At 43.0% G+C, this 14,805-nt stretch carries 18 protein-coding genes; 2 read left to right on the top strand and 16 right to left on the bottom strand.

The genetic code is table 11. From position 1 onward, the window contains the following. Positions 1–16: 16 nt before the first annotated feature. From cysN to V7O66_RS12650, 4 genes are all read right to left on the bottom strand, one after another. Positions 17–1,561, bottom strand: coding sequence for a sulfate adenylyltransferase subunit CysN (cysN, locus tag V7O66_RS12665; protein ID WP_406660667.1), 1,545 nt, complete (start codon positions 1,559–1,561; stop codon positions 17–19). Beyond that, positions 1,558–2,466 (bottom strand): sulfate adenylyltransferase subunit CysD, encoded by a 909-nt coding sequence (gene cysD, locus V7O66_RS12660; RefSeq protein ID WP_406660666.1) that lies wholly within the window; start codon positions 2,464–2,466, stop codon positions 1,558–1,560. The genes cysN and cysD overlap by 4 nt, the downstream gene beginning before the upstream one ends. 42 nt (positions 2,467–2,508) lie before the next feature. After that, the gene (locus tag V7O66_RS12655; protein WP_406660665.1) at positions 2,509–3,252 is read right to left on the bottom strand and encodes a phosphoadenylyl-sulfate reductase; all 744 of its coding nucleotides are present in this window, start codon (positions 3,250–3,252) and stop codon (positions 2,509–2,511) included. A gap of 113 nt (positions 3,253–3,365) precedes the next feature. After that, positions 3,366–4,226 (bottom strand): 4Fe-4S binding protein, encoded by an 861-nt coding sequence (locus V7O66_RS12650; RefSeq protein ID WP_406660664.1) that lies wholly within the window; start codon positions 4,224–4,226, stop codon positions 3,366–3,368. A gap of 215 nt (positions 4,227–4,441) precedes the next feature. On the opposite strand from V7O66_RS12650, the gene V7O66_RS12645 reads away from it, so the two are divergent. Further along, entirely contained in the window at positions 4,442–5,401 is a 960-nt protein-coding gene (locus V7O66_RS12645; RefSeq protein ID WP_406660663.1) for an anion permease, read from the top strand. A gap of 363 nt (positions 5,402–5,764) precedes the next feature. Further along, positions 5,765–6,148, top strand: coding sequence for a MarR family transcriptional regulator (locus tag V7O66_RS12640; RefSeq protein ID WP_406662667.1), 384 nt, complete (start codon positions 5,765–5,767; stop codon positions 6,146–6,148). A gap of 294 nt (positions 6,149–6,442) precedes the next feature. Here the strand turns inward: V7O66_RS12640 and V7O66_RS12635 are convergent, their stop codons facing one another. The 12 genes from V7O66_RS12635 to V7O66_RS12580 all read right to left on the bottom strand — a co-directional run bounded on the left by V7O66_RS12635 (position 6,443) and on the right by V7O66_RS12580 (position 14,644). Further along, positions 6,443–7,024 (bottom strand): nitroreductase family protein, encoded by a 582-nt coding sequence (locus V7O66_RS12635; protein WP_406660662.1) that lies wholly within the window; start codon positions 7,022–7,024, stop codon positions 6,443–6,445. A gap of 12 nt (positions 7,025–7,036) precedes the next feature. Continuing rightward, positions 7,037–7,378: a ferredoxin-thioredoxin reductase catalytic domain-containing protein gene (locus V7O66_RS12630; protein WP_406660660.1), complete on the bottom strand. Its 342-nt coding sequence runs from the start codon at positions 7,376–7,378 to the stop codon at positions 7,037–7,039. Positions 7,379–7,391: 13 nt separating this feature from the next. Then, positions 7,392–7,637, bottom strand: a complete 246-nt coding sequence (locus V7O66_RS12625; protein WP_406660659.1) for a glutaredoxin family protein — start codon at positions 7,635–7,637, stop codon at positions 7,392–7,394. Then, positions 7,634–7,960 carry a Rieske (2Fe-2S) protein gene (locus tag V7O66_RS12620; RefSeq protein WP_406660658.1) on the bottom strand — a complete coding sequence of 109 codons (327 nt, stop codon included), beginning with the start codon at positions 7,958–7,960 and terminating at the stop codon, positions 7,634–7,636. The genes V7O66_RS12625 and V7O66_RS12620 overlap by 4 nt, the downstream gene beginning before the upstream one ends. A 25-nt stretch (positions 7,961–7,985) precedes the next feature. After that, positions 7,986–8,291 carry a Rieske (2Fe-2S) protein gene (locus V7O66_RS12615; protein ID WP_406660657.1) on the bottom strand — a complete coding sequence of 102 codons (306 nt, stop codon included), beginning with the start codon at positions 8,289–8,291 and terminating at the stop codon, positions 7,986–7,988. A 24-nt stretch (positions 8,292–8,315) separates the two neighbouring features. Next, positions 8,316–8,630, bottom strand: coding sequence for a Rieske (2Fe-2S) protein (locus V7O66_RS12610; protein ID WP_406660656.1), 315 nt, complete (start codon positions 8,628–8,630; stop codon positions 8,316–8,318). A 126-nt stretch (positions 8,631–8,756) separates the two neighbouring features. Next, complete coding sequence (locus V7O66_RS12605; protein WP_406660655.1) at positions 8,757–9,992, bottom strand: ABC transporter permease; 1,236 nt, start codon at positions 9,990–9,992, stop codon at positions 8,757–8,759. After that, positions 9,989–11,290, bottom strand: coding sequence for a COG1361 S-layer family protein (locus tag V7O66_RS12600; RefSeq protein ID WP_406660654.1), 1,302 nt, complete (start codon positions 11,288–11,290; stop codon positions 9,989–9,991). Before V7O66_RS12600 ends, V7O66_RS12605 begins: the two co-directional genes overlap by 4 nt. A gap of 14 nt (positions 11,291–11,304) precedes the next feature. Further along, positions 11,305–11,994 (bottom strand): ABC transporter ATP-binding protein, encoded by a 690-nt coding sequence (locus tag V7O66_RS12595; RefSeq protein WP_406662665.1) that lies wholly within the window; start codon positions 11,992–11,994, stop codon positions 11,305–11,307. 102 nt (positions 11,995–12,096) lie between these two features. Further along, positions 12,097–12,255 carry a hypothetical protein gene (locus tag V7O66_RS12590; RefSeq protein WP_406660653.1) on the bottom strand — a complete coding sequence of 53 codons (159 nt, stop codon included), beginning with the start codon at positions 12,253–12,255 and terminating at the stop codon, positions 12,097–12,099. A gap of 435 nt (positions 12,256–12,690) precedes the next feature. Next, a complete protein-coding gene (locus V7O66_RS12585; RefSeq protein ID WP_406660652.1) occupies positions 12,691–13,692 on the bottom strand; it encodes a helix-turn-helix transcriptional regulator in 1,002 nt (333 codons plus the stop codon). 28 nt (positions 13,693–13,720) lie between these two features. Beyond that, complete coding sequence (locus tag V7O66_RS12580; RefSeq protein WP_406660651.1) at positions 13,721–14,644, bottom strand: hypothetical protein; 924 nt, start codon at positions 14,642–14,644, stop codon at positions 13,721–13,723. Positions 14,645–14,805 lie beyond the last annotated feature (161 nt).

Here is a 14,805-nt window from a genome sequence, read left to right as displayed (position 1 = left end):
TCCCATCTCAATAGATTCAACTGCTCAAATGATCAGAGCACAGAACCACAGACACACCTGATCTTGTGACGATCTTGCACAGATCCTCAATTGTATCGGAATATTGTTCACTGTCAACCGGTATTCCCTTGCAAAGGGTTTCAAGCAGCAGATCATCATCCACGTAGATACAATGCGTACCCTGCATGGAAAGGCGGTCATAATTGGCTTGTGCCTCTTCTTTTTTGCCTCCCGGATAACGAATGACCTTCGCCTTTACAGATTTGCATGCTTTGTCAGGAGATACCTGATTGTATTTCGAGATCATGCCGGCAGCAGCCGTCTGGTTGGTGTGGGGATCAATTACAATAAATGAACCTGTGATCTTGTTCTCGGAATAAATGTCGGCAAATATCGGGGTTTTCAATTCAACCTTGACTTTTCCGATCTCATTTAAGCTCAAAACATCCAAAGGTTTCATGCTGATGTCTTCAGGATCAAACTCATGAAGTACTTCTGCAAAATTTCCTTTCACCGTGCTGGTAGTATGCTTGATCAAATAATCTTTTCCGATCTCCATGGGAGCGCTATCCATCCATACTACATTCGCCTCCAGGCTTCCGGCAATTACAGGAAGGTCATCAACCTTTGCGATCATATCACCACGGCTAATGTCAATGTCATCCTCAAGGCAAAGAGTTACTGCCATGGGAGCAAAAGCATAATCGAGGTCCCCGTCATACGTGACGATCCTTGAAATTTTACTCGTTCTTCCAGAAGGGAGAACTCTTACCTTGTCTCCTTTGTGTATAACGCCTGAAGATATTGTGCCACAATAACCCCTGAAATCATCGCCTCCCCAGTTAACATACTGGACAGGGAACCTGAAATCGACCAGGTTGCGACCACCGGATACAGTTATATTCTCCAGGTAATCAAGCAGCGTCGATCCCTGGTACCAGGGCATATTGGCGCTTCGTTCAATGACATTGTCACCTTTGAGGGCACTTATGGGAATATAATAAATTGATTCATCTGATAACTTATCAGAAAATGCGTTAAACTCGCTTACTATATTTTCAAACACTTCTTCTGAATAATCAACAAGATCCATTTTATTGATTGCAACTACAAAGTTCCGGATACCAAGAAGAGATGAGATGAATGAGTGCCGTTTTGTCTGCGTTACAACTCCGTTCCTGGCATCAATAAGGATCAGGGCAAGCGATGCATTTGATGCACCTGTAGCCATATTTCTTGTATATTGCTCATGCCCGGGAGTATCAGTAACAATAAAGCGCCTTTTTGGAGTCGAAAAAAACCTGTATGCGACATCAATTGTAATTCCCTGCTCCCTTTCTGATCTAAGGCCATCGGTTACCAGGGAATAATCAATATCCTGGCTCCTATGGGTTTTCGAGAATGTCTTTATTAGATCCAGTTGATCCTCGAATATTGATTTTGAATCGTATAATAATCTCCCGATAAGGGTTGATTTACCATCATCCACACTTCCTGCAGTGGCAAACCTCAATAGATCAATATTCTGATTTCGTTCAACTAAAGAGTCAGAGTCCTTCAAAAGTATCCCTCCTTCTTCTTTTGCTCCATGGAGCTATCCTGGTCGTGATCGATTATTCTAGTAATACGCTCGGAATGACGGGAAACCATCATCTCCTCAATGATCTTCGGCAAAGTATCTGCCTCTGACCGTACTGCACCCGTACAGTAATGGCATCCCAGTGTCCTGAAGCGGCACATTACTTCCTTGACCTCTTCCTCGTGTTCATCCGTATAGACCGGAATCAGCTGGCCATGCTTCTCAATAACCGGTCTTTTTTTTGCGAAGTAAAGAGGAACGATCTCAATATTTTCATGGTAAATATATGTCCAGATATCAAGTTCTGTCCAGTTTGAGAGCGGGAATACCCTGATGGATTCCCCGGGATCTATCTTTGAATTAAAGAGGTTCCAAAGCTCAGGTTTCTGGTCCTTCGGATTCCACTGACCATGCTTGTCGCGGAATGAATAAATCCTTTCCTTTGCCCTTGATTTCTCTTCGTCCCTCCGGGCGCCTCCAAACGCTGCATCATAGCTGCCTTCCTTTAATGCATCAAGAAGTGCTTTTGTTTTGAGCTCACCACAGCATTTGACCGTTCCAACTGAAAGGGGATTTATCCCTTTCTTAATAGCTTCCTCGTTTCTGTGAACCTTCAGGTCAAGATTATGCTTCTTTGTATAGTAATCCCTGAATTCATACATTTCAGGAAACTTGTATCCGGTATCAACATGCAATAAAGGAAAAGGTACTTTTTTCGGATAAAAGGCCTTAATCGCAAGATGGGCCATCACCGACGAGTCCTTGCCTACCGAATACAACATAACCGGATTTTCAAATTCTGCAGCTACTTCTCTGATAATACCTATGCTTTCCGCTTCAAGTGTCTTTAAATTTGAAAGCCTATAAGATTCTTCCGTAATAGCCATGTTTGGTCCCCCACTGATCGTTTTTCATAAATATTTTGACTGTCATACCTGGGATTTTACATTTCCTGAATGCAGTCCACATTCTTTTTTGGTTGCTTCCTCCCACCACCAGCGTCCTTCACGTTCATGCTGTCCCGGCAGAACAGGCCTGGTACATGGTTCACAGCCAATACTGACATACCCCTTCTCATGGAGTTCATTGTACGGGACATCGTTTTCCCTTATGTGATCCCAGACCTGCTTAGAGGTCCAGTTCGCCAGAGGATTGAACTTCACAAGTGTACCATCACCGAACGCTGAGTCAACTTCGACCACAGGAATGGATGCACGTGTGTTAGGGCTCTGGTCCTTACGCTGACCTGTTATCCATGCGGCTCTCTTGCTAAGGGAACGTCTTAATGGATCCACCTTTCTGGCACCGCAACATTCACCATGCCCATCCTTGTAGAATGAGAACATACCCTTTTTGAGGACCATTTCCTCTGTCTTTTCCCTGTTTGCGAAGAATATCTCCAGAGGAATGTTGTAATGGTCTCGCACTACATCAAAGAATTTGTATGTTTCAGGATGCAGGCGCCCAGTATCAAGGCAGAAAACACTTACATCTGCCCTGATCTTTGTTGCCATATCTATAAGGACGACATCCTCAGCACCACTGAATGCAATAGAGATACCTGAATCAAATCTATTCAAGGCATATTCAAGAATTTCATGGGGCGGACTGTCTTTGTAGTCCAAAGCCAATTGTTCTATTTCTTCTGCTAATTCCGGATTCTTTTCTGGCATAGTTCCATTACCCGATTATTTTGATTAAATTTTTGCAAAGTTATAGAGATTCCGGCACCCAGGAGAAATGAGATCCAGATAACAGCTATGTACTGTTTATCTGGAAACTCAATTTATTCCAGAACGAAGGCTTTGAACTCTTCAAAGCCCACGCGCTGGATAGTATCTCCTGACCGTTCTCCCGGAGCTGCTTCCTTTTTGAAGAACTCCACTGATCTTTCAATTATCCTGAACAGAGTCTCCTCATCTACGAGTTCAGTCAGTTTGACACCAAATCTTGGATGTTTTCCAACCTTGCCACCTACGTAGACCGTGTACCCTTCTCTTGACTTTATCCATGCATCTGTGGGGCATATCGAGAGACACTGACCACACAGGATACATTTGTCCCTGTCATAATGCAGGGCTCCATCCTCGACCTTGATCGCATCCACAGGACATCCTGTTTGGCAGAGGCCACAATAGGTACATAGGTCCTCTACCCATTCTGGCTCAAGTCCTCCCATTACACCAAGGTCATTCTCCTGTGCTTTCATACATGATGACGGACAGCCCGTGACTGCAAATTTGAACTTGCCTGGAAGTTCCATGGCAAAGTACTTCTCATCGATTTTTTTTGCAATGTTCTCGGCATCGATCAACCCACGTGGACAGATCAGATTTCCCTGACATGAAACCACACCACGAACTCTGGGACCACATGTACCTTGGCGAATATCTCTTTTTTCAAGCTCATCGAGAAGGTCCTCTGCATCTTCAAAGGGAACATATGAGATCTCAAGTCCCTGACGTGCAGTTATGTGAACCTCGCCCTTGCCATACTTCTCAGAAGCATCTGCAAGTGCCCGGAGCTGATCTGAAGTCAGCTGACCCCCAACAATACGAAGCCGCATTGAAAAAAGATCTTCTTTTTGCCTCTGACGAAGAAAACCGCCTTGTTTGAGCCTGTCATAGCTAATCGTCTTTTCACTCATGTGTTATCGCCTTAACTCCCGCAGATTCATATATATAAGTACATAAAAAGGCAAAAGTTGCACTCTTTTTAGTGGTAATTTTAGCCCCATTCTCCACCCCTATATAACAAGTTGACTTTCATTTGCTATATATTTGCTCCAATTGAGAAAACTGAGTGAAAATATAGAAACTGTATGCTAAATGGAATATCCAATGTAAAGGGGGTTACTAATAAATGATAATAGTGCTGGCTGCAATCACATCTGCAATCTTTATGGGAATAAATATTGGAGGAAACAATGCAGCAGCTTCCATGGGAGCAGCATATGGTGCAAAAGCTCGTACTAAAAAAGAGGCAGTAATATTAATAGCCATTTTTTCCCTGCTTGGTGCAGTACTTAGCGGTAAAGATGTTATCAGGACGGTCGGGGAAGGAATAATCCCGGATATTACAATAACAATTACCGCAGCTATTATTGCAACAACTGCAGCTGCCCTTAGTCTTTTCATAGGGAACATACTAAAGATCCCCATATCATCGAGCCAGTCAGCAGTAGGAGCAATTGCAGGAATAGGTATATTCTACGGAATACTCGATACCCAGCTGCTTTCACATATAGTAGGATGGTGGATAACTACCCCGGTGCTTGCATTCGTACTTGCCTACCTTTGCGGAAAATATATTCACCCTAAACTTGCCACCTGGCTTTCAGAACATGAATCTGAAGCACAGATAAAAAGCATTATTGCAAAACTCCTTACGGTATCCGGTTGTTATGTCGCCTATTCAGCAGGTGCAAACAATGCTGCCAATGCTGTCGGGCCTCTTGTAGCAACAGGTCTTATAGACTCGACAACAGGCGCTGTTATCGGAGGACTTACGCTTGGTATTGGAGCGGTATTGATAGGAGAGAGAATTCTCGATACGGTGGGAATGGAGATCACAGAGCTCTGCACAGTTCGTGCTGTCTTCATTGAAGCGATCGCAGCGATCATTGTGCACGGTGCATCCCATGCAGGAATACCTGTGGCACTTGGTCAGATAATACCGGCAGCCATTATCGGTATTGGATGTGCTAATAAAGGCATGACCACAATGAAGAATAAAACAGTGAGACGTATTGCATTCATGTGGCTCACGTCACCAATACTAGCAGGTCTGATAGCATATACTGCCATCAGGCTTGTTTCCTGAACAAAGAACAGATAATTATATTCCAGAACGATTAGTCAGAATGTAAGTGACTTATCCATCGGAATTTTTCTTTTTCATTTATTCTTCAGCCCTATCCAGCAATTCTTCATTGTATTCGTTTATACACACAGGAATAGAAAAGGACGGATTCCTTATCCCAATATGAAATGTATTGATAATTGAAACATTCATACCACCTTAAATTGCTATGGACACAAAAATGCGGGCAAATTTTACCGACATGATTATATAGATAAAAACCATCTTCACGATTGTGATGTCACAATTGTGAACACACCGTACCATATCAAATTATGGATACGACCACCACATAATCTATACAAAGGAGCATAACAATGAGGGATCGTTTTTGTTGAAAATTACAGGGAAAAAGTACAGATAAAGAAGGGTATCACAGAGCCAAAGGAAAAAGGCCTGAGAAAAACAATTGAAGGACTTCCGCCTTCTGCAAAACTTGTCCTGAAGGTACTGGAATACGGCGGTCTTCTTACACAGAAAGAGATAGCTGAACAAAGTTATCTTCCACCCCGCACCATCCGATATGCACTGGGCAGACTCAAGGATGAGGATTTCCTGCAGGAAAGGTTCTATTTCAAGGATGCAAGGCAGAGCCTGTATGGTTTGAAGAACATACCTGACATGTATGGGAATACCGGAATTAGCGAAAACTCGGATCCCGCTATTGCGAATATGCCTTCGGAAACATATAAGCTGACGGCATTCTGAAATTTAATAGCAAAAACAACAACGACTCTATTATCCGGGCCAGACAGTTTCCATTCTTCTATGAATATAAGCTGTCCCATCCAAGATAATTATCAAAACGAGAATTCCATAAATTACAGATTTTAATATCTCTGTATCCTTTGGACTGTAAAGGGGAGACTACAGTTAAGGATACATAGATATTACTTTAAAATAAACAGAAATTGAAGCCGTATCTATGGCTATTCTCAGCTCCGTGAACCACGATTTATTTTCACTTATCCTGTTCCAAGCCATGAGAAATATTTACTGCTGTTATTTCACCCAAACAACAACCGGATCTTTCCTTGGAGTAGCCGGAACATTATCTTTTGCATAACCAAATACAATAGGTGCGATTATCCGATATCCACTGGGAATCCCGAGCTCATCCAGAAATTCAGGATTATCCTGTATGAAACAGGCTGTCCCTACCCAGCAGCTTCCAATGTCCATTGCATGGGCTGCAAGCATCATATTCTCTGCACAAAGACAACAATCATACTCCGTAGTAAAACCTTCACTGCTTCCAAGCACTATTACAAGAACAGGAGCATCATAAAATATATTGAACTCATCTGTGGCCAGGTTTTTCTTGTATTGTATGGCAGCATCATTGGTAGCATCCTCAAGCTGTGACAGAAGATCTGGCTTGCAGTGATCAGACATCCTTTTCATCATTTCCTTGTTCTGTACGACAACAAAGAACCATGGCTGTGCGTCAAAAGCAGTAGGCGCATGGATGCCTGCATTGATGATCTCAGTTATATCTTCCCCACTCAAAGGGCGGTTCTCATACTCACGAACACTTGCCCTTGTCTTTATATTATTTAGTATAACGTCTTTTTCCCCACTCATTAGCTTCACTCCCTATTTTTTTGATGCTTCAAATTCCTTCAGAGATATCTGTGGAAGCGAATCCGGATCATCAACGTCCTTGTGCACGTAAAGACCACACCAGCAACGCCTCATCGCATCGTAATGCTCCCTGTGGAAAGGTATGCACGGACATACAAGTTTCATGTCATGTTCCCTCTCATCTGTGAGAGCCTGGCAGGGACAGAAAGGACTCCCCTTTTCCTTTTCTATCTGCACCTCCTGATCGAACAGAAATTCCACCAGCTCCTCATCCAGGCTCAGTTTGTAACCCAGTGCATCAACGAGCGGCAGGAACATTTCCTTCAATTGGTCTTTACGTATCTCCGGATCCACACACTCACCTTCATTATTTCAACAATTTCTTATACTTGTCAGGGGCATAGCCCACAACAACATCATCGTCTATTTTTACAAATGGGAAGGACATCTCCTCACCATGTGCTTTGCAGTCCTGTTTGATAGCCTGCTGTGTGTCTTTATCTGCTTTATCATAATCTGTAGATTCAAACGGAATCTCCAGTTCCCTGAAGTACTTTTTTGCTTTCCTACACCATGGACATGTACTTAGTGCGTATATCACTACTTTTTTCATTTATTTGCACCTTCCAGATTCACGAATAATTTATTATCAGAAACCTTTGTGTCATACACAGGCACCTTTATCTCTTTTGCAGTAAGGAACTGCCCGCTTTTAACATCGAACTGCCAGTCATGACAGGAACATGTTATAACGGACCCTTCAAGAACTCCCTTTGAAAGGGGACAGCCCATATGAGGACATTTGTTTGACATTGCATAGAAAACGCCATCCGTTTTGATAAGAAGTATTTTATTGTCTTCCACAAGGACTGGTTTTTTTTCACCATCAGCTAGCTCATTCGCATCAATTACAAATATCCATGAATTTTCCTGCATCGTAAACACTCATCATTAAAATTTGTTATACAAGGACTGATACTTTTCCGTCTTCAACCTTTGTTTCATATATCTCTACCTTAAGCCGGGGTGCCACCAAATACTCGCCGGTCCTGATATCAAAAGCCCATTTATGACAGGGACAGAAAAGGGTATGATCCTCAAGCTTTCCACCTGTAAAGGGGCAGTTCATGTGTGGACAATTATTGTTGAGGGCAAATATCTCCCCGTCTTTTTTTATGAGTAAGATGTTCTTCCCGCCTATTTCATAGTCTGCAGGTTCCCCTTCCTTCAATTCCGATTCATTTGTAGCTATTATCCAGGAAGCCATAGACTAATGCCCCTAAGTTTGAACTCAAAGCAGGACCAATATCTCCCCATCTTCGACCTTGTTCTCATATATTTCCAGTGATTCGTCCTCATCCCCCAGGTATTCACCGGACCTTATATCATATTCCCATCCATGACAGGCACATTTCAAAGTATACTCATCACTGAAGCTACCCTTTGAAAGACGACACCCCTTATGCTTGCATTTACCAAAGAGTGAGTAGATCATCCCGTTCTTATTGATCAAGAGTATAGGCGTTCCCTTTACCCTTACAAGCTCCATGCTTTCATCAGGAAGGTCACTTTCCCTGAGTGCGAAGAACCAGGATTTTCCCGCCATACATTAAATCTCCCATATAAAGCAGTGGTTCAAAAATATAAATAGTTGTCGTGGATGAACTCGCTGCCCAAAGGAATTCATGCATGAAGCAAATGTATTGCATCATGCAGAATTTCGAACAAGGGTTTACTCATATCTCAGCGCATCCACAGGTTTCATCCGGGATGCATTGTAGGCAGGAATTACACCGGAAAGAACTCCGATACCAACGGCTATGAAAAGTCCCAGAGCCACAAGATATGGAGAAACTGCACTACCCATGGCACCACGCATGATCGGCAGACCCAGCAGAGGGAAGAGAGAGGACAGAACCATGCTCAGGATAATTCCCAGAACACCACCTACAAATCCCACCAGAGCAGAGTTCAAGATGAATATCGTGAGGATATCACGATTTCTGGCACCTATTGCTTTCATGGTTCCGATCTCCTTGGTTTTTTCCATTACTGATGTGAACATGGTGTTGGCAATTCCCACAGCACCGACTACAAGAGAGACTGCAGCAATGGCTCCGAGGAAAAGTGTCATTGAGCTCATCATCTCAGATACGCTGTCCGCCATGGATTTGGAAGCTGTTGTACTAAAATCCCTGTCCTTCTCGTTCACATGACGGGATATCATGAGCTTTTCGATGATCTCAGCTTCCACAGCGTCCACGTTCTCGACCTCATCCACCTTGACAACTATTGAGTCAAATACATCATCCTCTGCGTCCTCGATGAGATCTGCGGCCGGATCAATGGGCATGACCACACCCCTGTCGTTCTCACCTTCAGCAAATATACCTACAACCCGTACAGATTTTCCATTGATGGCGATTACCTGGTTAACACCTACAGACTGGTCAAAGAGTTCATTCGCAATGGTATAACCAATGACTGCAACGTAATTATCAGCAGGCTCCAGAAGCCTCCCCGATTCCAGCTCATAGGACGTGGCATACTGCCATACCTGAGAATCCACACCTTTTATGGAAAGAGTGGCAGTTTCCCCCAGAAAATAGACTTCTTCGTTGCCTGATATTTCCCCATAGAGGAGGTCTATGTTCTCGACCAGTTTTATTGCCATCAGGTCCTTATCCGTAAGTTCGGTATCCGTTGAAACGGACTGACCACTGCCACCGCCGCCCGGACCTCGCCCCATTGCCGACGAAGCCCCCGAATATCCAGGAGTGATGGTTATCAAGGTCATATCCATGTCAGCAAAACGATCTGCCATGTCGGCCTCCATACTATCGCCCAATGCCATGATGCTTACAACCGAACCCACACCTATGACAATACCAATGATTGTCAACCAGCTTCTGATCTTGCTGTGCAGGAGAATGTTGACAGCGAGTTTCAGGCATGTACTGAATCTCATTGTTCCTTACCCTTCTCACCCTTTGTCTTCCTGTAGTAAAGGAACCCTCCAACTGCCGCAACTATCAATACAGCATATATCCAGGTAGATGAGCTGGATGAAGTACTTCCTTTGCTCCGGCCTCCGACTCCTGCCGCAGCAGCATCTTCTGAACCCATGAGATCTATGGGGACGTTCTTTTCCACAGATAGTCTCTGGCCTGTGGAATCCGTATATTCGATGACTACTTCCAGTTCGTTCCTTCTGGATGCAGTACGCATTTTCTGGGCATCTTCATTAGCAGTTTCAGAGTCTTCGGCCATTGCGTTGTTTGAAGATACAATGGCAAAGGATGTGATGGTATAATCACCTTTATCCAGATTTCCTACAATGGATGAGGAACTTCCACTAACACCATAGCTGTCCTGTTCCGGGATACTCACTTTAACAGAATATGCTTCGTTGTTCCCGACATTTGCCACGGTCAGGGAAACCTCACCGGAGCTGCTTTCCGAGAAACTCACATCGAAATCTGTTTCACCACCAACAAAAAGTCCTGCCTTGGATTCTATTACTTCTACATTGGAATCATAATCCTCGAATTCCAGGGTAATATCCAGCTGATACAGACCGGGAACGGCATTTACGTCTGCCATGACAGTATAGCTAACCGTTGCAGACTCACCAACATCCAGGGATCTGACGTACTTGGTATTTCCGGAATATACAGGAAGGATAACGCCTGAAGCATCACTCCATGAGATCTCCATGTTCTGCAGTGGGGAATTACCCGTGTTGGTAACTACAAAATCTATGGATTCCTCTGTTGCAAGGCCGATACTTGACTTGCTGATAGTTACGATCTGTGCATACTCCTTGCCCCTGACCTCGACATCAAGAGTGTCGGTAGTGGTTGAACCTGTATTTTTTCCATCTACCGTTGAACTTATAGAGGTCTTCACATCAATTTCATAAAAGCCATCGGAAACATCTGTATCAACCTTGAGTTTGAATTTCACAGTGCTTGAATCATCATCTTCCTGACGTGCACTGAGATACGATATGCTCTTGCTCAGAGATTCTCCTGAAATTGCCGAGAACGGATATTCAGGTTCAATTTGGATCACGATATCTTCAAGGTCAGAATTACCGGTGTTCTGGACACTGAGGGTAAGTTCAACAGATTCTCCCGGTCTTGCAGGATTTGGACTCATACTCATAAGGTCGACTTCTATACCGGATGCATCATAATACATTGCAGCAGATGCAGAACTGATGGATAAGGCAATTACTGCCATTAGCATAATTATCTTTTTCATGTTTTTGGCTCCCATTAACTTGCCTGTTCATTCTTGTTTTCTATTTTTTCGACCATTCCGTCTTTTATGTGGATGACCCTGTCAGCATATTTGACAGGTTCAAGGTCGTGTGTGACTATGATTATCGTCTTGCCTTCGTTTTGGTGCAATCCGCTTAGAAATTCCAGGATAAAACTCCCTGTTTTACTGTCAAGATTACCTGTTGGCTCATCCGCCAGGATGACCGGTGGGTCCACAGCAAGGGCTCTGGCAATTGCAACTCTTTGCCTCTGCCCACCTGAAAGCTGAGAAGGTAAATTGTTCATTTTATCGGAAAGACCCACAACTTCCAATAGAGTTTCAGCCCGCTTTTTGGAATACACTGCATCCGATTCCTGGAATTCCAGGGGAAGCATGACATTCTCAATTGTATTTAGTGTGGGAATCAGATTGAATTGCTGGAAAATGAAACCAATCATCTGCCCACGTATCTGAGCTAGATCGGACTCGTCCATTTTGGAAATATCATGATCATTCAATTCGACCGTCCCCTTGCTCGGGACATCAAGACATCCTATCAGGTTCATCATTGTGCTTTTTCCACTGCCGCTTGGCCCCAGTATCACAATGAATTCGCCCTTGCGTATTTCCAGATCGACTCCCCTTAAGGCAGCAAATTCGACTTCGCCCATCTGGTATATTTTCCAGACATCACTCAGTTTCATAAGAGAAGAAATATCATGGGAAGTATCATGAGGATTAGCAGGAGAGGATTTTGGATCTTTAATATCTACGTTCATACGTTCACCTCGAATAAGGTCACCACTTCAGACCCCATTCCCTTTCCCGGATGGAGATATACTTAACAAACGATCCATATGTCCAGGCGTCAGTTTGCGGACCAGATCATATGATGAGGATCTGGAATCTTCCAGCATCGTGGCCTGTGTTCTTAATTCAACGAATTGCTTGCATGTGTCTATCATAATAATTCTCCATATATCCGTAAAAGGCATCTGCATGTCAGGAACAGATGCCTCTTACTGAGGGGGGTTGGTACAGTGGTGGCACCATAGTCGATATGGTTGATAGATGATGAGGTGCCACGGTACTACACGTTGGGGGGTGGTACATCCAGCAGACATCTGCTGGACAATTCCCCATTGGCAATTGCTAATAAAAGGATACTTACAGGAAAATATGCTCAAAAATATTATAATTGACCAATGAAGCTTTTTTAAGCACCCATATGAAGAACAAGCTCTTATTATAGAGTTTAAAACTTATTTAAGTGGAATTAGAGTGCATTAGTGCAAAAAACGAATTTAGAATGGATTAATGCCCCTGCTACAAAAACAGAGATGAAAGTCCCATGAAAACAAGTCACCTGCAGAACATAATCGTAATTGAAGAAAAAATGATCATTCCTCATCCACCAGGAACAGGACATTGCCACGTCCTTTTTTGAATTTCTGGATCTTGCCCCGCTTCTCAAGGTCAAGAAGCATTAGACTAACCTTTCCTTCCGAATAATGAAGCCGCTTGCGCATATCTTTCTGGGTCATGCGTCCGCCCTGTGAACTGAGTATGTCCAGTATCTCCTGCAAGTCGGATGGAACGGGACCTGAGGGCTTTGGTGCTGGAATCTTTTCTGGAATTTCTGCACCTACAGCCTCAGGAATATCATAATCCTCATCTTCAGGTTCTTCTGATCCAGGAATATCTGTTTCAGGGTTTTTTACCTCATGAACTGAAATCGATTTTGCTGGAACGTCTGTATTTTCCGGCTTGGGTACCAGGGTAGTAGCTGGCACTGGAGCAGGAGTTGATATTGAACTTGTAACAGGAACAGAAGTTTCTGTTTTTACTTCCATCCCAGATTTTGAAGAGAGAGCTCCCTTGTGAACAGCCTTTACCCTCGCTTCAAATCTTTCATTCTTGTGATGGATCTGATAGAACAAAAGAACCAGAAGGACAATTACGATTAACGAAGTACCTGCTAGCAGATTATTGCTGTTTGGCACAGAGCTTGCTTGTTGGGCATCCCCATTGACATCTGCACCGGATTCGGTAAAGGTAGAATCAGAGCTTGAATAGGAAGGCAAGAGCAGCAGATCCAGAACATAATTACCCTCATCTGTTATCGTAATTACCTCTTCCCCATAATAGGTGAGCGCATTATCCTGATAATATTTGGCTGTGATGAGGTAGCTTCCGTTTGGAAGTTCAAAAGAGTATAATCCATATTTTGCCACAATGGATTGTGCAGGAGTTGAGTTCACCTCTATTATTGCGTTATCTAGGGGCTCAAATGTGCTCCACTCATAAGCGATACCATGAACAGTTGCAATTTCCGACGCACCGGCTATGCCTGTCAGCATCAACAATGTGGCAATGCAACTTATACAAAGTATGAATTTCATTCATATAACCATAATTGTTTCTGCTATATCAATTGTTCTCAAATAGAGAGGGAACCCATAGCTGTTTTTGTATCGGTTCATCAGTATCAGTGAAGTAGTAGTATCCTTTTCCAAAGAACTGGACCCCACCTGTTCCTCTGGAGGACAATGATATATTATCCCCGAAAACTGCAAGGTTGTAACCTGAGCCTGAAAATGTGACATTACCACTGACATTATCATAGAATACAACTTTTTGTCTTGGATCTGAAGCAGTTATTTCCTGGGGTTCTCTTCCATCTTCAAATTTGAGATGGTGATCTTTTTTGATATCCATATAGGACATCTTTCCATTAAGAACAGAGACATTAACATCAAAGGCACCTGACAGCATTACCATACCGCTGCCTTGTGCTATGAAACTTCTGTTTTCGGTATGTACAATACGACCGGATATATACGGCTTGAATTCGTCAAATATATTCTTCAAAAGCATATTCGACTGCATTATACTTTTTCTGGATAGCTCCTGATATTCCTGCTCGGTCATATCCGGCATCTGCAATCCGTTTTCAGGCATAGGGCTCTCTGAATTATTTGCCAGCTCGAAGTACAGTCGTGCATCCTTAACAAGCAAACTGTATTCATGAAGAAGAACTTCCATTCTTTCAACATCATTACCTTCCCCTTCCAGCAGAGTAATGAATTCTCCAAGACGGGGTATTATAGACTCTGCTTTTATGATATTGTCTTCAAGAATCATCATCTCATCCATGTGGGAGATGGGACTTAAGAAAGCCCCAAATGGCCTATCAAATATCTTATGACCATCATAAAGCGGGCGGGATGGATACATTCCATGCTCTCCCCTTCTTTCCTCAAAATGAGGCCGAGAATCTTCCTGATGAACTAAAGCTGAAGCTATTACCAGAGATAGCAGAAATAGCAACAATATCAGAGGTAATTTTTTCATTGTTTCCTATCATATGTCCTTTCAAATATAAACATACTTAATGACTGAGCTCTAAAATATGAAGATTTTTGCTTATTTTAAAGAGCTTATTTGGATTTTAATTGCTAATGAAGCTTTATGAAGATATTTTAAAGATTTTAAAGCTATTAAATTACCCAATA

Origin of the sequence: Methanolobus sp. ZRKC3 (assembly GCF_045291275.1) — an archaeon.
In the GTDB taxonomy this organism is placed as follows: Archaea; Halobacteriota; Methanosarcinia; order Methanosarcinales; family Methanosarcinaceae; genus Methanolobus.
The sequence above is the reverse complement of the archived record's forward strand: the minus strand, read 5'-3'. Positions and strand labels throughout refer to the sequence as shown.